Source organism: Kitasatospora sp. NPDC093558, assembly GCF_040683475.1.
GTDB lineage: Bacteria > Actinomycetota > Actinomycetes > Streptomycetales > Streptomycetaceae > Kitasatospora.
Map to the genome: position 1 here is coordinate 1 of NZ_JBFBDY010000111.1, position 17,593 is coordinate 17,593.

18 protein-coding genes and 1 riboswitch are annotated in these 17,593 nt (G+C 73.2%); of the genes, 14 read left to right on the forward strand and 4 right to left on the reverse strand.

What is annotated here, in order from left to right:
- A partial coding sequence (locus AB0O00_RS14090; RefSeq protein WP_363651470.1) for a class I SAM-dependent methyltransferase occupies positions 1–903 on the reverse strand: 903 nt, incomplete at its 3' end.
- 390 nt (positions 904–1,293) lie between these two features.
- Between AB0O00_RS14090 and AB0O00_RS14095 the strand changes: the two genes are divergently transcribed.
- Positions 1,294–1,809, forward strand: coding sequence for a DUF6624 domain-containing protein (locus AB0O00_RS14095; RefSeq protein ID WP_363651472.1), 516 nt, complete (start codon positions 1,294–1,296; stop codon positions 1,807–1,809).
- 251 nt (positions 1,810–2,060) lie between these two features.
- On the forward strand, positions 2,061–3,455 hold the full coding sequence (locus AB0O00_RS14100) for an aldehyde dehydrogenase family protein (RefSeq protein ID WP_363651506.1): 1,395 nt from the start codon (positions 2,061–2,063) through the stop codon (positions 3,453–3,455).
- Positions 3,456–3,520: 65 nt separating this feature from the next.
- On the opposite strand, the gene AB0O00_RS14105 is transcribed toward AB0O00_RS14100, so the two are convergent.
- Positions 3,521–5,026, reverse strand: a complete 1,506-nt coding sequence (locus tag AB0O00_RS14105; RefSeq protein WP_363651474.1) for a glycine hydroxymethyltransferase — start codon at positions 5,024–5,026, stop codon at positions 3,521–3,523.
- A 20-nt stretch (positions 5,027–5,046) separates the two neighbouring features.
- Positions 5,047–5,143: riboswitch (ZMP/ZTP riboswitch) on the reverse strand.
- Between the two features lie 293 nt (positions 5,144–5,436).
- Between AB0O00_RS14105 and AB0O00_RS14110 the strand changes: the two genes are divergently transcribed.
- From AB0O00_RS14110 to AB0O00_RS14125, 4 genes are all read left to right on the forward strand, one after another.
- The gene (locus AB0O00_RS14110; protein WP_363651476.1) at positions 5,437–6,357 is read left to right on the forward strand and encodes an ABC transporter permease; all 921 of its coding nucleotides are present in this window, start codon (positions 5,437–5,439) and stop codon (positions 6,355–6,357) included.
- An 81-nt stretch (positions 6,358–6,438) separates the two neighbouring features.
- Positions 6,439–8,199 (forward strand): ABC transporter substrate-binding protein, encoded by a 1,761-nt coding sequence (locus tag AB0O00_RS14115; protein WP_363651478.1) that lies wholly within the window; start codon positions 6,439–6,441, stop codon positions 8,197–8,199.
- A 113-nt stretch (positions 8,200–8,312) separates the two neighbouring features.
- Complete coding sequence (locus AB0O00_RS14120) at positions 8,313–9,305, forward strand: ABC transporter permease (RefSeq protein ID WP_363651480.1); 993 nt, start codon at positions 8,313–8,315, stop codon at positions 9,303–9,305.
- Positions 9,306–9,420: 115 nt separating this feature from the next.
- Entirely contained in the window at positions 9,421–11,181 is a 1,761-nt protein-coding gene (locus AB0O00_RS14125; protein ID WP_363651482.1) for an ABC transporter ATP-binding protein, read from the forward strand.
- Here AB0O00_RS14125 and AB0O00_RS14130 read toward each other — a convergent pair.
- Positions 11,067–11,438, reverse strand: a complete 372-nt coding sequence (locus AB0O00_RS14130; RefSeq protein ID WP_363651485.1) for a GNAT family protein — start codon at positions 11,436–11,438, stop codon at positions 11,067–11,069. The genes AB0O00_RS14125 and AB0O00_RS14130 overlap by 115 nt on opposite strands.
- A gap of 107 nt (positions 11,439–11,545) precedes the next feature.
- Here AB0O00_RS14130 and AB0O00_RS14135 point away from each other — a divergent pair, with 107 nt between their 5' ends.
- The 4 genes from AB0O00_RS14135 to AB0O00_RS14150 all read left to right on the forward strand — a co-directional run bounded on the left by AB0O00_RS14135 (position 11,546) and on the right by AB0O00_RS14150 (position 13,594).
- Complete coding sequence (locus tag AB0O00_RS14135; RefSeq protein ID WP_363651487.1) at positions 11,546–11,959, forward strand: cytidine deaminase; 414 nt, start codon at positions 11,546–11,548, stop codon at positions 11,957–11,959.
- 247 nt (positions 11,960–12,206) lie between these two features.
- On the forward strand, positions 12,207–12,542 hold the full coding sequence (locus tag AB0O00_RS14140) for a hypothetical protein (protein WP_363651489.1): 336 nt from the start codon (positions 12,207–12,209) through the stop codon (positions 12,540–12,542).
- Positions 12,543–12,793: 251 nt separating this feature from the next.
- Positions 12,794–13,363, forward strand: a complete 570-nt coding sequence (locus tag AB0O00_RS14145; protein WP_363651491.1) for an EF-hand domain-containing protein — start codon at positions 12,794–12,796, stop codon at positions 13,361–13,363.
- A 90-nt stretch (positions 13,364–13,453) separates the two neighbouring features.
- Entirely contained in the window at positions 13,454–13,594 is a 141-nt protein-coding gene (locus AB0O00_RS14150) for a hypothetical protein (RefSeq protein WP_363651493.1), read from the forward strand.
- Here the strand turns inward: AB0O00_RS14150 and AB0O00_RS14155 are convergent.
- Positions 13,563–14,594, reverse strand: a complete 1,032-nt coding sequence (locus AB0O00_RS14155) for an EamA family transporter (protein ID WP_363651495.1) — start codon at positions 14,592–14,594, stop codon at positions 13,563–13,565. The genes AB0O00_RS14150 and AB0O00_RS14155 overlap by 32 nt on opposite strands.
- Positions 14,595–14,725: 131 nt before the next feature.
- Here AB0O00_RS14155 and AB0O00_RS14160 point away from each other — a divergent pair, with 131 nt between their 5' ends.
- The 4 genes from AB0O00_RS14160 to AB0O00_RS14175 all read left to right on the forward strand — a co-directional run.
- A complete protein-coding gene (locus AB0O00_RS14160; RefSeq protein ID WP_363651497.1) occupies positions 14,726–15,193 on the forward strand; it encodes a gamma-glutamylcyclotransferase family protein in 468 nt (155 codons plus the stop codon).
- Between the two features lie 219 nt (positions 15,194–15,412).
- A complete protein-coding gene (gene cbiE, locus AB0O00_RS14165; RefSeq protein ID WP_363651499.1) occupies positions 15,413–16,651 on the forward strand; it encodes a precorrin-6y C5,15-methyltransferase (decarboxylating) subunit CbiE in 1,239 nt (412 codons plus the stop codon).
- The gene (cobM, locus tag AB0O00_RS14170) at positions 16,648–17,409 is read left to right on the forward strand and encodes a precorrin-4 C(11)-methyltransferase (protein WP_363651501.1); all 762 of its coding nucleotides are present in this window, start codon (positions 16,648–16,650) and stop codon (positions 17,407–17,409) included. The genes cbiE and cobM overlap by 4 nt, the downstream gene beginning before the upstream one ends.
- 4 nt (positions 17,410–17,413) lie before the next feature.
- The coding region (locus tag AB0O00_RS14175) for a precorrin-6A/cobalt-precorrin-6A reductase (protein WP_363651503.1) at positions 17,414–17,593 on the forward strand (180 nt) is incomplete at its 3' end.

The window sequence follows — 17,593 nt, forward strand, 5'->3', positions numbered from 1 at the left end:
GGCGCGGGCGCGGCGGGCGGCGAGGTCGCGGGCCGCCTCCTCCTGCGACTCCAGGAGCGCCCGGCGCGACTCGTCGGCGGCCAGGTCGGCCTCCCGGCGGGCGTTGAGCGCGGAGAGCCGCTTGTGGTGGCGGGACTGCCGGAACGGCTCGATGCCCTCCGAGGTGCCCGTCAGGCGCAGCACCTGCCGGCCGTTCAGCGTCTCGGTGCTCAGGTGACAGCCCACGGCGAGGTCCACCCGGTCCATCAGGTCGCACTGGAAGGGCTCGGGATCCCCCCAGGTGCCGTAGAACTTGCACTCGGTGAGCATGATCGGCTTGAGCCCGTGGTTGAACACCGCCTCCCAGGTGGCCGCGGCGACGCCCGGGGTGTGCTGGGAGCGGTAGTCGTCGAGCACCACGACACCCTGCTCCTGCAGCGCGATGCGGGCCACCTGGAGGTCGCCGACGACGTGCTCGTAGAGGTGCGAGGCGTCGATGTGGATGAACCGGAACGCACCCGCCGGTATCCGCCCGCCCGCCAGCGTCGAGGTCGGCGCCTGGATGATCTCCGGCAGCCCGTCGTGGAACGACAGGTAGTTCGACTCGAAGGCCGAACGGGTGAGCGTCTTGCGGTAGGACATGTCCATTTCAGCGGCGTTCTCGTCGTCCGGCGCGTCCGAGTCGAAAAGGTCACAGACGGTGAACATCTCGCCCGGCTGGAGGTGCTCTCCGATCACGATCGCGCTGCGCCCCAGGTATGCGCCCATTTCCAGCAGATCGCCCGTGACGCCGGCCTTCTCCTGCCGGCCCAGGAACCATTCGAAGGAATGCCGGTCGTGGTCCCAGAACCAGCCCGGCACGTCGTCCAGCGCGGCCGGCTCGGTGGGCCGGTGCTGCTCGTCGGTGAACGCGGCGTCGGTCACGGGGAAGCTCCTTTTGCGGTACGGATGACCTGCGGAATCGAGCCAGACCTCAGAGCGGTGACAGCCTCCCGCCACCGCGGGGACGCACGACGTGCCGACGGTGCGCACACATCTTGCACCCGCCGCCAACCGTAGCCCCCCACAGCTGAGTTCGCTGCAATCTACAGCGCCGTCCGCGCGATTGAGGAGCCCTTCGGGCAGAAGAGTTTCGTGGACCGTCGCATCGGGCCGGAAGATGAGCACGGCCGCGTCGATCACGTACATCTATTGTGCCCCCTCCGCTCCGCAGAGTCACCCTTCCCCGGAATGATCTTCGTCGCTTTTCGGCCGCCTACGGTGGGAGGCGGCCGGCCCCACCTCGGGATGCCGGGAATGAGGAGCGGAGCGACAATGACGACGACGGAACACGATTTCGCGGCATTGGCCACGGAATTGACCGCGATGATGGCCGAGGACGCCGGCGCGGTGCGGCTGGCCAACAGCACCGACCTTGCCGAGCAGGCGACTTGGCGGCGGATCACCGCCGCGCACGGGGACCGGCTGGCCCTGATCATGGCCCGGCACGGCTGGCCCACCGAAGCCCTGGTCGGAGCGGACGCGGCGCGCGCGGCCTGGCTGGTTGCCCAGCACTCCGACCGCCAACTCGACGTCCAGCGCCGGGCCGTGGCGCTGATGGCCACTGCCGTCGCGGACGGCGCCGCGAGCGCGCGCGATCTGGCATTCCTTCAGGACCGGCTCGCCGTCAACGAGGGGCGCGAGCAGCGGTACGGCACCCAGATCGGCGCGGTCGTGGACGGCCGCCCGGTGCCGTGGCCGTGCGAGGACCCGGAGCGGCTGGACGAGCGGCGCGCCGAGGTGGGGATCGAGCCGTTCGACGAGTACACCGCGCGGTTCGCGCCGCGGTAACCGGCAGGTCCGCCGGACGGGATTGACTCTTGCGCGCGGCCGCCCCGGCCGCCTTGACTTGGCCTTCGAACTAGCGCTGGTAGTTAAGCGCGGCGGAGCGCGGTCGGAAGGCCAGGCGGACGAGAGGACCATCGGTGCAGCACGACGCGGAGCAGGACGCGCGGAACGACGGGCGGTTTGACGGGCCGTACGACGGGCGGGGCGGGGACGAGCAGGGCGGCCAGTGGTTCGGGAACCACGCGGACCAGTACATCGACGGCGCCTGGCGCCCCTCCGGGGACTCCGGGTCGATCGAGGTGCTGAACCCCGCGACCGAGCGGGTGCTCGCCACCGTGCCGGCGGGCGGCGCGTCCGACGTGGACGCCGCGGTCGCCGCGGCCCGCCGGGCGGCGCGGGCCTGGGGCACGACCACCCGCGAGCAGCGGCTCGCGCTGCTCACCCGCCTGCGGGACGGGATCGCCGAGGCCCAGGACGAGATCACCGCGACGGTGGTCGCCGAGCTCGGCGCCCCAGTGGGCTTCGCGGCCGCCGTCCACGCCGGTCTGCCGCTGACCGTCGCGGCCTCCTACCTCGCGCTGCTCGCCGAGCACCCCTTCGAGGAGCGGATCGGCAACTCGCTGGTGCTGGCCGAGCCGGCCGGGGTGGTCGCGGCGATCACCCCGTGGAACTACCCGTTGCACCAGGTCGTGGCCAAGGTCGTCCCGGCGCTGGCGGCCGGCTGCCCGGTGGTCCTCAAGCCGGCCGAGGACACCCCGCTGGTGGCGCGGCTGTTCGCCCGGCTGGTGCACGAAGCCGGTTTCCCCGCGGGCGTGTTCAACCTGGTGACCGGCACGGGCGCGGTGGCGGGCGCGGCGCTCGCCGCCCACCGGGACGTGGACGTCGTGTCGTTCACCGGGTCGACCGCCGTCGGCCGCACGGTCGCCGAAACGGCCGGGCGTGGCCTGAAGCGGGTCGCCCTGGAGCTCGGCGGCAAGTCCGCCAACGTGGTGCTGCCCGGCGCCGACCTGACCCGCGCGGTGAACGTCAACGTGGCCAACGTGTTCGCCAACTCGGGCCAGACGTGCAGCGCCTGGACCCGGCTGCTGGTGCACCGGGACCACTACGAGGAGGCCGTGTCCATAGCCGCGAAGGCCGCCGAGAAGTACGTCCCGGGCGATCCGGCCGATCCGCGGACCCGGATCGGTCCGGTGGTCAACGCCAAGCAGCTGGCCCGGGTGCGCGGTTACCTGGAGGGCGCGATCACCGAGGGCGCCCGGGTGGTCGCCGGCGGCCCCGAACCGGTGGCCGGACTGCCCGTCGGCTACTACGTCCGCCCGACCGTACTCGCCGACGTCACACCGGACATGACGGTCGCTCAGGAGGAGATCTTCGGCCCGGTGCTGGTGATCCTCCCCTACCGCGACGAGGACCACGCCGCCGAACTCGCCAACGGCACCGAGTACGGACTGGCCGGCGGCGTCTGGGCGGCCGACACCGACACCGCCGCCGCCTTCGCCCGCCGCCTCGACACCGGTCAGGTCGACCTCAACGGCGGGCGCTTCAACCCCCTTGCCCCGTTCGGCGGTTACAAGAGTTCTGGCCTCGGCCGCGAGCTCGGCCGCCACGGCCTGGAGGAGTTCCTGCAGTACAAGTCGCTGCAGTACTAGCCACGGTACAGGCCGAGTTGGGGGCGGGACGCGGCAACATGTCCCGCCCCCGAGGCCTTCGGCCGTCAGACCAGGTCGACGCCCGGGTAGAGCGGGAACGGCGCGAGGAGGTCGGCGGCGCGCTTGGCGATGCCGTCGCGGAGGGACTCGTCCAGCGCGTACTGGGCCTTGGACGGGGTGCCGTTCGCCGTCGTGGTGGGGGCCGTCGCCCGCAGGACGGTGTCGATGAGCGCGGCGATCTCGTCCATCTCGGCGGCACCGAGGCCGCGGGTCGTGAGCGCGGGGGTACCGAGGCGTACGCCGGAGGTGTACCAGGCGCCGTTCGGGTCCTGCGGGACGGAGTTGCGGTTGGTGACGATGCCCGAGTCGAGGAGCGCCGCCTCGGCCTGGCGGCCGGTCAGGCCGTAGCCGGAGACGTCGGCGAGCACCAGGTGGTTGTCGGTGCCACCGGTGACGAGCTTGCCGCCGCGGCGCAGCAGGCCCTCGGCGAGCGCCTGCGCGTTGTCGACGACGGCCTGGGCGTAGGCCCGGAACTCGGGGCGGCGCGCCTCGGCGAAGGCGACCGCCTTCGCGGCCATGACGTGCGACAGCGGGCCGCCGAGGACCAGCGGGCAGCCGCGGTCGACGTGTTCGGCGAGCTCGGCGGTGGACAGCACCATGCCGCCGCGCGGGCCGCGCAGCGACTTGTGGGTGGTCGTGGTGACGATGTGGGCGTGCGGCACCGGGTCGAAGTCGCCGGTGAACACCTTGCCCGCGACGAGCCCGGCGAAGTGCGCCATGTCGACCATGAGCGTCGCGCCGACCTCGTCCGCGATCTCGCGCATCCGGCGGAAGTCCACGCGCCGCGGGTAGGCGGAGTAGCCGGCCACCAGGATGAGCGGGCGGAACTCGCGGGCCGTCTCGCGCAGCGCGTCGTAGTCGATCAGGCCGGTGGCCGGGTCGGTGCCGTAGCTGCGCTGCTCGAACATCTTGCCCGAGATGTTGGGCCGGAAGCCGTGGGTGAGGTGGCCGCCGGTGTCCAGGGACATGCCGAGCATCCGCTGGTTGCCGAGCTCGTGGCGCAGCTGCGCCCAGTCCTGCTCGGTGAGGTCGTTGACGCCCCGGACCTTGGCGCGCTCCAGGGCGGGGCTCTCGACGCGCTGGGAAAGGACCGCCCAGAAGGCGGTGAGGTTGGCGTCGATGCCGGAGTGCGGCTGGACGTAGGCGTGGTCGGCGCCGAACAGGGCGCGGGCGTGCTCGGCGGCGACGGTCTCGACGGTGTCGACGTTGCGGCAGCCGGCGTAGAAGCGGCGGCCGGCGGTGCCCTCGGCGTACTTGTCGCTGAGCCAGTTGCCCATGGCGAGCAGGACGGCCGGGGAGGCGTAGTTCTCGCTGGCGATCAGCTTGAGGGAGGCGCGCTGGTCCTCGATCTCCCGGCCGATGGCGGCGGCGATGCGCGGCTCGACGCCCGCGACGACGTCGAGGGCGCTGCGGAAGGCGGTGTTGGCGGCGTCGCCGGCGGCGGTGTGGGGCTCGGCGGCGGTGTGAGGCTCGGCGGTGCTGTCGGGCTGGGGCTGGGGCTGGGCGGCCAAGGCAGTCTCCTGGTGGGGATGCGGACGGCCCAGGCGCTCGGCAACTGCACGTGACAGGGCACGGAGCCGCTTCCCGATGGTTGATTCCATCCCTACGCGCCAGTCGCGGCCCACCGGGATCGTACCAATACCCGCAGGGGTGTGGCGCAGATCTCAGAATGCGGGACGGCCAGGGTGTTTTGGCATGCTTTGCCCGTTCTCCTGCGACGCGCGTGTTGCGGCGAAGTGAAGCCGTCACAGGCGCCGAAACAATGCGCAACAAATCGGCGTGAAGTGATTTGCCCGAGGTCCATCGCATCCGATCTGATGGCGTTCCACCGGCCACCGGGAAACCCCCGGAGGCGGTTCGGAAATACACGTCAGCGCACCCTCACCCATGGGGCGGCGGAGAATTCGGGAGTACGCCTCGCATGGCCATGGTCGGAAAACTCCAGCGCGACCGGGTCGGCGCCGCCGCCCTCGTCGTCGTCCTGCTGTTCCTGCTCCTCGCCCTCACCGCTCCGCTGATCGCCGCCCTGTACGGGAAGAACCCGACCGAGCACTACGGCCAGAACGCTCCCGGCCTGCTCAGCGACGGCGGACTGCCCGTGCTGCCGAACGGCGGCATCTCCGGGGACCACTGGTTCGGGCTGGAACCGGGCCTCGGGCGGGACGTGTCCACCCAGCTGCTGTACGGCATCCGCACCTCGCTGCTGATCGCCTTCGCCTCCGCCGCCGTGACCACCGTGCTCGGCGTGCTGGCCGGGGTCGCCGTCGGCTATCTCGGCGGAATCGCGGACCGCCTGTTCGGGTTCCTCGCGAACGTACTGCTCGCCTTTCCGACGCTGCTCCTGCTGCTCGCGCTCAGCCCGGTCATCCAGTCGCGGCTGGTCGATCCGGGCGCCGCGGAACCGGAATGGATGCAGTTCCTGGTGCTGATTCTGGTATTCGCCACGTTCGGGTGGATTCCGCTCGCGCTTTCCCTTCGGGCCACCGTCCGCTCGCTGCGCGAAAGGGATTTCGTGCAGTCCGCCCGGGCCCAGGGAGCCGGCGCTTTCCACATCGTCGTCCGGGAATTGCTGCCGAACGTCCGCTCGCAACTGCTCGTCCACGCGACGATGGCGGTGCCGGCGTTCGTCGCCTCGGAGGCGGTGCTGTCGTTCCTCGGGGTCGGCATCACCGAGCCGGTCCCGGACTGGGGGCGGATGATCGCCCGCGGCGCCGAGGTGTTCCGGGCCGACCCGACGTACATGGTCTTCCCCGGCGTGGCGCTGCTGCTGTTCGTCCTCGCCTTCAACCTGCTCGGCGACGCCGTCCGCGACGCCCTCGACCCGCGGTCGGGCCCGCGCTGAGCCCGCGGTTCACCGTTTCAACCCTCCAATTTCCGCTGTTCGTCCGATGACCCCGCCCGCCGGGGCAAGGAGAGATTCGCCATGCGCTGGACCCGCAGGACCGGTCCGTCCCTCGCCGTCGTCGCCACCGCCCTCCTCGCGACCTCCTGCTCGGCCGGCGCGGGCGCGGGTTCCACCGCGAACCCGGCCGCCGCCAAGGAGACCTCCCCGCTGACCGCCGCGCTCGGCGGCGAGCGGGAGAGCGCCGGGCCCGCCCCGGCCGTGCCCGGCGCCCGCAAGGGCGGGACGGTCAACGTGTACAACAGCGTCGAGTTCCGCCACCTCGACCCGCAGAAGGTGTACGCGGGCGCCACCTACAACGCCTCGCTGCTCTGGGGCCGCCAGCTGACGCAGTATCAGGTCGTCGACGGCAAGGCCAAGTTGGTCGGCGACCTCGCCACCGACACCGGCACCTCCGCCGACGGCGGACGCACCTGGACCTACCGCCTCAAGGACGGCGTCGCCTGGGAGGACGGCAAGCCGATCACCGCCCAGGACGTCAAGTACGGCATCGAGCGCTCCTTCGGCAAGGGCTACGAGGTCGGTCCGCCGTACTGGCCGCAGTGGCTCACCGGCGAGGCGAGCTACGAGGACGCGCGCATGAAGTACGCCGGCCCGCAGGACGGCGACCTCGCCGCGATCGAGACGCCGGACGAGCGCACCGTCGTCTTCCACTTCCCGCAGCCGCAGGCCGACGTGCCGTACATGGCCGCGCAGTCCTCGTCCTCGCCGGTGCGCCGCGACAAGGACACCGGCACCGAGTACGACCGGCTGCCCTTCGCCACCGGCCCCTACCGGATCGCCGAACACGTCCAGAACACCCGCATGGTCCTGGAGCGCAACCCGTACTGGAAGGCCGAGACCGACCCCGTCCGCAGCCAGTACCCGGACCGGTTCGTCTTCACCTACGGCAAGGAGACGCTCAACATCAACCAGGAGATCCTCTCCGGCCGCGACGGCGGCGCCGACGCCACCACCGCCTCCGACGAACTCTCCCCCGAGCTCTACCGGACCGCCGACACCGACCCCAAGGCCAAGGACCTCGTCGTCTCCGGCCGCAAGGGCGCCTTCGTCACCCAGCTCGTGATCAACAACGAGCGGGTGCCGGACGTCGAGGTCCGCAAGGCCCTGCACCTCGCCTACCCGCGCCGGCAGGCCCGCCAGGTCCAGGGCGGCTCCCGCACCGGCGAACTCGCCACCACCCTCAGCTCCCCCGCGCTGATCGACTGGCAGAAGTACGACCTCTACCCGGCCAGGCCCGAGGGCGACCCGGACGCCGCCAAGGCGCAGCTCGCCAAGGCCAAGCAGCCGCCCACCAGCCTCACGTACGGCTACAAGAACACGCCGGACGGACAGCGCGTCGCGCAGGTGCTCGTGGACGGCTTCGCGAAGGCCGGCATCACCGTCGTGCCCAAGCCGATCGACCCCAAGGCCTTCCTGGACGAGGTGCACCGCGCCGACTCCCCGTACGACCTGTACGAGGAGACGTCGTCCGTCGACTGGCCGACCCCCTCCACGCTCGTCCCGTTCGCCTTCGACGGCCGCGCCGGCAACGACCTCAACACCGCGCGCTACCGCAACCCGGCGGTCGACAAGGAGATCGACCGGATCAACGGGATCGGCGAGCCGCGCGCCAAGGCGAAGGAGTTGTACGCGCTGGAGCAGACCGTCATGAAGGACGTGCCGGTGCTGCCGTTCGCCTACCCGACCGCCAACCAGCTGCGCGGCGGGAACGTGGGCGGGGCGTTCGTCCACCCGATCTACGGGACGGTCGGGCTCGCCTGGCTGTACCTGAAGTCCTGATCGGTCCGGTCGTGTTCTGAGCCGGTCGTGTTCTGAGCCGGTCCTGTCCTGAGCCGGTCCTGTCCTGAGCCGGTCCTGTCCCGAGATCCATTCGAGGTAGCGAGGTCCCGACGATGTTCTCCTTCGCCCTGCGGCGGACCCTCCAGGCCCTCGCCGTGCTCGCCGCGGTCTCCGCCGCCGCCTTCGCCCTGTTCTACGCCGCCCCCGCCGACCCGGCCCGCGCCGCGTGCGGACCGCGCTGCGACGGCGGCCAGGTGGCGGCGGTCCGCGCGAGCATGGGCCTGGACCGGCCGCTGCTCACCCAGTACACCGACTACCTGACCGGGATCGTCGCCGGGCGCGACGTCGGCGACGTCGACGGCTCGGTCATCCACTGCTCCGCGCCCTGCCTCGGCTACTCCTACCGGCTCCACCAACCCGTCACCGAGGCCCTCGCCGACCACCTGCCGGTCACTCTCTCGCTCACCGCCGGCGCGCTCGCCGTGCTCGTGGTGCTCGGGCTCGGCACCGGGTTCGTCTCGGCGCTGCGGCACGGCACGCGCACGGACCGGCTGCTGTCCGGGTTCACCCTCGTCGGCGCCAGCGTGCAGATCTACTTCCTCGGGTACGTGGCGCAGTGGGCGCTCGTCTACTCGACCGGCCTGCTGCCGCTGCCGTCGTACACCCCGCCGGCCGCCGACCCCGCCGCCTGGGCGGGCGGGATGCTGCTGCCCTGGCTGGTCCTCGGCTTCGTCAACTCGGCCGTCTTCGCCCGCCTTTCGCGCTCCCAGCTGCTGGAGACGATGAACGAGGAGTACGTCCGCACCGCGCGCGCCAAGGGCCTCGGCCGGCTGCGCGCCCACCTCAAGTACACGTCGCGCGGCGCCGCCGGGCCCCTCGTGCAGCTGCTCGGGCTGGAGACCGGGGCGCTGCTGGGCGGGGCGGTGATCACCGAGACGGTGTTCGGGCTGAACGGCGTCGGGCGGTTCGCGGCCGAGGCCGTGGAGGGGCAGGACCTGCCGGCCGTCGTCGGGGCCGTGCTGCTCGCCGCGTGCTTCGTCGTCCTGTTCGTCGCGCTGGCCGACGTGGTGGTGGCCTGGCTCGATCCGCGCATCCGGCTCGCTTGACGCCCGCCCACCGACTGAAGGGAGTCGTTGTCCAGTGTCCAGGGTCGATGTGCCGCGTGATGCGGTGCCTGGTTCACCGTTTGGCACGCCGCTTGGTGTCCCGCGTTCGGAGCCCGTGCTGAGCGTGCGGGACCTGTCCGTCACGTTCGCCGATCCGCGCGGCGGCCCGCCCGTCGCCGCCGTCCGGGGGCTCTCGTTCGACCTCGGCCGGGGTGAAGTCCTCGGCCTGGTGGGCGAGTCGGGCTCCGGGAAGTCCGCGACCGGGCTCGCCGTGCTCGGCCTGCACGATCCCCGGAACACGACCGTCACCGGCTCGATCCGCCTGGGCGGCGAGGAGTTGGTGGGCGCGGACGAGTCCGTGCTGCGCGGGGTACGCGGCGGCCGGGTCGCGCTGGTCTTCCAGGACGCACTCACCTCGCTGAGCCCGTTCCACGGCGTCGGCGCCCAACTCGCCGAGATGTACCGGCTGCACCACCCCGCAGCCGGCCGCACCGAGGCCCGTCGGCGGGCGGCGGCGATGCTCGACCGGGTCGGCATCCCGGCGGCCAGGACGCGCGACTACCCGCACCGGTTCTCGGGCGGCATGCGCCAGCGGGTGATGATCGCCATGGCCCTGATGAACGACCCCGAGGTGCTCATCGCCGACGAGCCGACCACCGCCCTCGACGCCCGTGTCCAGCAGCAAGTCCTCGACCTGCTGGGAGACTTGCAGCGCGAGCACGGCACGGCCGTGCTGCTGGTCAGCCACGACCTGGGTGTCGTCGCCGGAATGACGGACCGCACCCTCGTACTGCGCGGGGGCGTCGAGGTCGAATCGGCGCCCACCGCCCGGCTGTTGGCTTCCCCGCAGGAGCCGTACACTCGCGCGCTGGTGGGGGCGGCGCTCACGCTGGACTCCGTACCGGGCAGTCCACTGCCGACTGTTGACGATTCATCACCCTCTGGGAGGTTCGCGGCGCGAGTGGTGGAGCAGAAGGTGGTGGAGCAGCGGGAGTCGGGGCGATGGCTCGTCGAAGTCGACGATCTCGCAGTCCACTTCCCCGGACGCCGCCACTTCCCCGGCGGGCGCGCGGATGCCGTCAAGGCCGTCGACGGCGTCGGGCTGCGCATCGCCCCCGGGGAGACCGTGGGCCTCGTCGGCGAATCCGGCTCCGGCAAGTCCACCGCTTCCCGCGTCCTCGCCGGACTCCAACAGCCCACCGGCGGACGCGTGTCGTACGACGGCCGAGTGCTCTACGACGGCCCCGGCAGCGCCCGGCCCGACCGCGCACTGCGGCGCCGCCTCAGCCGGGAGGTTCAGCTCGTCTTCCAGGACCCGTACGCCTCGCTCAACCCGCGCCGCACCGTCGCCCAGACCCTCGACACCCCACTGCGCCTGCACACCGCGCTCACGGCCGCCGAGCGGCGCGAGCGCTCCGCCGAACTCCTCGAACAGGTCGGGCTGTCCGGCGAGCACCTCGACCGCCACCCGCACGAGTTCTCCGGCGGTCAGCGCCAGCGGATCGGCATCGCCCGGGCGCTCGCCCCGCAGCCGCGCCTGATCATCGCGGACGAACCGGTCTCCGCGCTCGACGTGTCCGTGCAGGCGCAGGTGCTCAACCTGCTGATGGAGCTGCGCGAACGGCTCGGCGTCGCCTTCCTGTTCGTCTCGCACGACCTCGCCGTCGTCCGGCACTTCTGCGACCGCGTCGCCGTCATGCACCGGGGACGGCTGGTCGAGTCCGCCGACCGCGACCGGCTGTTCGCCGCGCCGCACACGGACTACACGCGCGAGCTGCTCGCCGCCGCGCCCGGCGCCGGGGCCAGGACGGCGTCCGGAGCGGCCGTAGCGGCTGCGGTGGATGGGGTGGATGGGGTGGATGGCGCGGCCGGCTGAGGCTCCAGGTCGGCGGCGAGGAGGGCGTACAGCTCCAGGTCGCGGCGCTCGCCGGCGATCGTCCGGTGGGCGAGCAGCAGACCCTCGCGCTGGAAGCCCGCCCGTTCGGCCGTCCGCAGCGAGCCCGTGTTCCACGGTTCGATGTGCAGCTCCAGCTCGGCGGCCTCGCGGAGCACGTCGGCGTCGCTGAGCCGCCACCGGCGCAGGTCGAACGGGCCGGCGGAAAGTGTTGGCACGAACAGGGGGCTGCGGTCCATGCTCGAAGCCTGTCACGAACGATCCGGGAGACCCACCCAATATGTCCGTCCCAGAGTCCGGCCCAGAGTCCGGCCCAGAATCCGGCCCAGCGCCCGCCGCCCAGCCCGTGTCCGTCCCGGTGCCGCCGCTGTCCGCCGCGCACCGGGAACTCGTCGACGCCGCCGAGGACGTCGTCCGCCGCTTCGCCCGCGCGGACAACCACACCGTCGCGGCGGCCGCCCGCAACGCCGACGGACGGATCGTCACGGCCCTGAACGCCTACCACTTCACCGGCGGGCCCTGCGCCGAGCTCGCCCTCATCGGCGCGGCGGCCGGCCAGGGCGCGTACGACCTCACCGCGATCGTGGCGGTCGCCGACTCGGGGCGGGGCGTCATCCCGCCCTGCGGCCGGTGCCGGCAGGTCCTGCTCGACTACTTCCCCGGGATCGAGGTGCTCGTCGGGCGCGGGGCCGGTCTGCGGGCCGTCCCGGTGCGCGCGCTGCTGCCCGAGGCGTACGTCTGGGCCGACCACCAGGACTGAACCCGTACAGGACCGGGCCCGCGCCTTTCGGCGCCCCGGCGCCCCCGCCGTTCGGACCGGATGCGGGGGCGCCTCCTCCGCCCGGGGGCTGACGCCCGGGGTCCGTCCGCCCTGGGAGAGTTCACCGACCCGTTGGACGCGGTAGGTGGCGGGGGCGCGCGGGTGCGTGGGGGACGCGGGTTGGGGGTGGGTGCGTGGGTTCACGGCCGGGTGGTCGGCGGCCTGGTCGGAGTGGACGGGAGCATCGGTGGGAGAAAAGCCCGCAGTGCGGTGGCCGCAGGTCGGTGTGTGCCTGGCGGTGATGGCCCTCATGGGCGGGGCGGCGGGGAGCTGGCAGCTGTTCCAGCGGGAGGTGTCGTGCCGGGACGACGGGACCCCGTGGCTGGCCCCCGCGCTCGGGGCGGTCGGGCTGGGGCTCCTCGGGGCGGTTGCTGCGGCGCTCTCGTGGGTGGCCGGCTGGTGGCGGCACTCCCGGCGGGCCCGGACCGCACTGTGGTCGCTGGCGGTGGTCGCGGTGCTGTGCGGGATCGGCATGGTGCTGCTGGGGCGTACGTGGTCGTCGTGGTCGTGGTCGTGCGAGTGACCCGGAGAGGGCGCGCGACCGGCGCCGTGGGCCGGTCGGCCTGCCGTTCGCCTGCGCAGCTGTGGCCGGAGGCGCTAGTTTGCTGGCGTCGCGTCGTGCACCGGCGGGATCCACCGGCCGGGCCGGTCGGCGAGGGCCGATCGGCAATCGGGTTTCATCGGCGGCTTTCACCAGTGGCTTTCATCAGCAGCCTTCATCAGCAGGTTTCACCAGCCGGTCTCACCAGCGGGGACCGGCAACCGAGGGGACGCATGTCGGACGATCTGCTCATCGCGAAGATCAATCACGGGTTCCAGTACCTCGACGCCGACGGCGACGGGCTGATCACCGAGCGGGACCACGTCCTCATGGGCCATTCGGTCGCCCGCTCGCTCGGCCACCAGGAGGGCTCGGAGGCGGAGGCGGTCATCGTCCGCGCGTACCTGACGATCTGGCACGACCTGCACCTCGCCCACCTCCCGGCCGACACCGAGTCGATCACCCGCGAGCAGTTCGTCCGCTCGACGGGCTCGCTGGCCGACGACCCGGAGGCCGCCCGCACCAGTCTCGGCGCGCTCGCCGAGGCCTTCCTCGCCGTCGCCGACGCCGACCGCAGCGGCACCGTCGACGCGGGCGAGTTCTTCGTGTTCCAGCGCGGCCACTTCGTCGGCCTCTCGCGCGACGACGCCGACGAGGCCTTCCGCCGGCTGGACCGCGACGGCGACGGCACGCTCTCCGCCGAGGAGTTCACCGACGCCATCATCGAGTTCTGGACCAGCCGCGACCCGGAGGCCCCCGGCAACTGGTGGACGGGCACCCCTCCGCACGCGCTCTGCCCCTGACTCCCCTGCCGGCGCGGCGCGTTCGGCGGCGCCGAGCCGGCCGGGCGGCTGCTCCCCGAGATAGACGAGCTGATCATCAAGCAGTACCCGGTGGTGGCGGGCTCCGGCGTGCCGCTGTTTCGCGCGGACTTCGCGCCGCACGCCTTCGCGCCGCACGCCTTCGCCCTCACCGAGAGCCGGATCTTCGAGCACGGCAACGTCATCCTCGCGTACGCGCGGGTCTCCGGCTGACGCTCACCACCAGGCACACGCCCGCCACCACGATCGCCCCGCCCGCGAGGGTCGGGCCGGTCAGCGGCTCGGCCAGGATCAGCCAGCCGAGCAGCACCGCGACGACCGGGTTCACGTAGGCGTACGTCGAGACCAGCGTCAGCGGGGCGTTCTGCAGCAGCCACGCGTACGCGGTGAAGGCGAGCAGCGAGCCGAACAGCACCAGGTAGGCGAGCGCGGCCCAGGACCGCCCGGAGACGGCGGCGACGTCCAGCCCGTGCGCCTCGCCCCGCACGAGACCGATCAGCAGGTCGGCCAGGCCTCCCGCCAGCATCTGGTAGGCGCTCGCGGCGAGCACGTTGCCCGGCATCGGCAGGCGCTTGCTCACGAACGAGCCGCCCGCCCAGGTCAGCGTGGCGCAGATGATCGCGATCACGCCGAGCGGCGCGATGTCCCCGCCGAACGCGGGGGCGGAGAGCACGCCCAGACCGACGAGACCGAGCAGCACCCCGGCCAGTTCGGCGGGCCGGGGGCGCTCGCCACCGAAGGCCGTCAGCAGGACCATCCACAGCGGGACGGCGGCGACCAGCAGCGCGGCCAGGCCGGACGGGACCGAGCGCTCGCCCAGCACCACGAGGCCGTTGCCACCGGTCAGCAGGAGCACGCCGACCAGCGCCGAGGACGCGAGCCGGCGCGGGCTCACCCGCAGGCCGGCCGGACCGTTGCGGACCAGCAGGAAACCGGCGAGCAGGGTGCCGGCGGTCAGGAAGCGGGCGGCGGCGGAGAGGAAGGACGGCATCGACTCGACCGAGACCCGGATCGCCAGGTAGGTCGAGCCCCAGACCACGTAGACGACGGCGAGCGCCAGCCAGACCGCGCCGCCGAGCCGGGCGGGGTGGGGCGGTCTGGCGGGTTCCGAGTCCGGGGAGGCGGGGGCTGGGGAGGCCGTGCCCGGGGAGGCTTCGCTGTCGGCGCCCCCGGCGGAGGCTTCGGGCGATTGGGAGGAGGCGGGCGCTGTCACGGGTGTCCCCCTTGGACGGTGCTGGCAGAACATCCGATATGACACCGCATCGGCAGGCCCGCGCGCCAGTGGGTATCACCAATCGGGCATGACGACGTACCGTGGGCGGCCCCGGACAGGAGGTCGAACCCGTGTCTGATGAGCCCGTGGTCGATGAGCCGGCGACCGGTGATTCCGTGGCCGACGAGGCTGCCCTGCCGTTCTTCGTCTACGGCACCCTGCGCAGCGGCGGCCACAACCACGCCCGCCACCTGGCCGGCCGCTGCGCCGACATCCGACCGGCGGTCCTGGAGGGCGCCGCCCTCCACGACGGGCCCGGGTTCCCGTGGGCGGTGCCGGATCCGGCGCCCGGGCGCCGGATCGTGGGTGAGCTCGTCACCGTCCGCCCGGGCGCGTACGCGGGCGCGCTCGCGGACCTGGACTGGCTGGAGGAGTGCCGGGCCGACGGGACGGGGCTGTACGTGCGGCGGCGGGTGGGGGTGCGGACGGCGGCGGGCGAGACGCGGGAGGCCTGGGTGTACCTGGCCGGACCGACGGTGGCGGAGGAACTGCGGGCGCGGCCGGCGCTGATCGTCTCGGGGGACTGGGCGGAGCGGTGACGGGGGTGGGGGCAGACGCGGCTGACGGGTTTCAGCGAACAGATGACAGATAACAGATTTCGAAATCTGTTATCTGTTCGCTGAAAGCTGTCAGCTGTTCGCCGTCACCCGTCGCCCGCCCTGATCCTCCGCCAAACCGCCAGGTAGGCTGCCCCGGCTACGTCCGTTTCCCGTTCCCGCCCCCGCCTCACGGCCCACCGAACGACGAGGAGCCACCCGGTGCCCGAGCTGCCACCCCCGATCACCGTCGTCGGGATCGGGGCCGACGGCTGGCCCGGCCTCGCCGCCACCTCCCGCGCCGCCCTGCGCGCGGCCGAGGTCGTCATCGGCGGCCCCCGGCAGCTGGACCTGCTCCCCCACGACGAAGTCCCCGCCGACCGCGTCCCCTGGCCGTCCCCGCTGCGCCCCGCCGTCCCCGGACTGCTCGCCGCACACACCGGCCGCCGCGTCGCCGTCCTGGCCAGCGGCGACCCGATGTTCTACGGCATCGGCCGCACCCTCGCCGAGACGGTCGGCGCCGAGCGCCTCCGCGTCCTGCCGCACCCGTCCTCCGTCTCCCACGCGTGCGCCCGCCTGGGCTGGCCCCTGGAGGCCACCGAGGTGATCAGCCTCGTCGGCCGCCCGCTGGACACCCTCGCCCTCGCCCTCCACCCCGGCCGCCGCCTCCTCGTGCTCAGCGCCGACGCCGCCACCCCGGCCGCCGTCGCCGCACTGCTCACCGCCCGCGGCTACGGCGCCGCCCGCCTGCGGGTGCTCGAACAGCTCGGCGCCCCCGCCGAACGGCACCTCGACGGCCCGGCGGACGGCTGGCCGCACCCGCCCGGCGACCCGCTGAACGTCATCGCGGTCGACCTCGGCGACGGCCCCCGCACCTCCCTGGTCCCCGGCCTGCCCGACGCCTCGTACGAGAGCGACGGCCAGCTCACCAAGCGCCACGTCCGCGCCGCGACCCTCGCCGCCCTCGCACCCGCCCCCGGCGAGCTGCTCTGGGACGTCGGCGGCGGCTCCGGCTCGATCGCCATCGAGTGGCTGCGCGCCCACCGCGACTGCCAGGCCGTCACCATCGAGCGCGACCCCGTCCGGGCCGGCCGCATCACCCGCAACGCCGCCGCGCTCGGCGTCCCCCGGCTGCGCGTCGTCACCGGCCCGGCCCCCACCGCACTCGCCGAACTCCCCACCCCCGACGCCGTGTTCATCGGTGGCGGCCTCACCGCGCCGGGCCTGCTGGAGAGTTGCTGGGCCGCGCTCGCGCCGGGCGGCAGGCTGGTCGCCAACACGGTCACGCTCGAATCCGAGGCGCTGCTCACCGACTGGTACCGGCGCCACGGCGGCGAGCTCGTCAAGCTCGCCGTCGCCCACGCCGTCCCGGTCGGCGGGTTCACCGGGTGGCGGCAGGCCATGCCGGTCACCCAGTGGTCCGCCGTCAAGCCCAACACCCCCCAGGAGGACGCCTCGTGACCGTCTACTTCATCGGAGCCGGCCCGGGCGCCGCCGACCTGATCACCCTGCGCGGCCAGCGGATCCTCGCCCGCGCCGAGGTCTGCCTCTACGCCGGCAGCCTGGTGCCGCGCGAGCTCCTCGACGAGTGCCCGGCCGGCGCCCGCCTCGTCGACACCGCCCAGCTCAACCTCGACCAGATCGTCGCCGAGCTGGTCCGCGCCCACGAGAACGGGCAGGACGTGGCCCGCCTGCACTCCGGCGACCCGTCCGTCTTCTCCGCCGTCGCCGAGCAGATGCGCCGCCTCGACGCGGCCGGCGTCCCGTACGAGGTGGTCCCGGGTGTGCCCGCCTTCGCCGCCGCAGCGGCGGCGCTGAAGCGGGAGTTGACCGTGCCGACGGTCGGCCAGACCGTCATCCTCACCCGGATCGCCAAGCGCGCCACCCCCATGCCCGAGGGCGAGGACCTGGCGACGCTCGGCCGCAGCGGCGCCCTGCTGGTGCTGCACCTGGCCGCCGGCTACGTCGACGACGTCGTCGAGCAGCTGCTGCCGCACTACGGCGCCGACTGCCCCGTCGCCGTCGTCGCCATGGCCAGCCGCCCCGACGAACTCGTGCTGCGCGGCACGCTCGCCGACATCGCGGAGCAGGTGAAGGCCGCCGGCGTGGTCCGCACCGCGGTGATCATCGTCGGACGGACCCTCGCCGCCGAGCAGTTCCGCGACAGCCACCTCTACTCGGCGGACCGTGAGCGCCCGCACGAGCCCTGCGGGGCGTGACCGCGTGGCCCGCCACGTCCTGATCCTCGGCGGCACCACCGAGGGCCGGGCCCTCGCCGCCGAACTCGCCGCGCACCCGCACCTGCGCGTCACCAGTTCACTGGCCGGCCGGGTGGCCCAACCCAGGCTCCCCGCCGGGGAGGTGAGGATCGGCGGCTTCGGCGGTCCGGACGGCCTGGCGGCC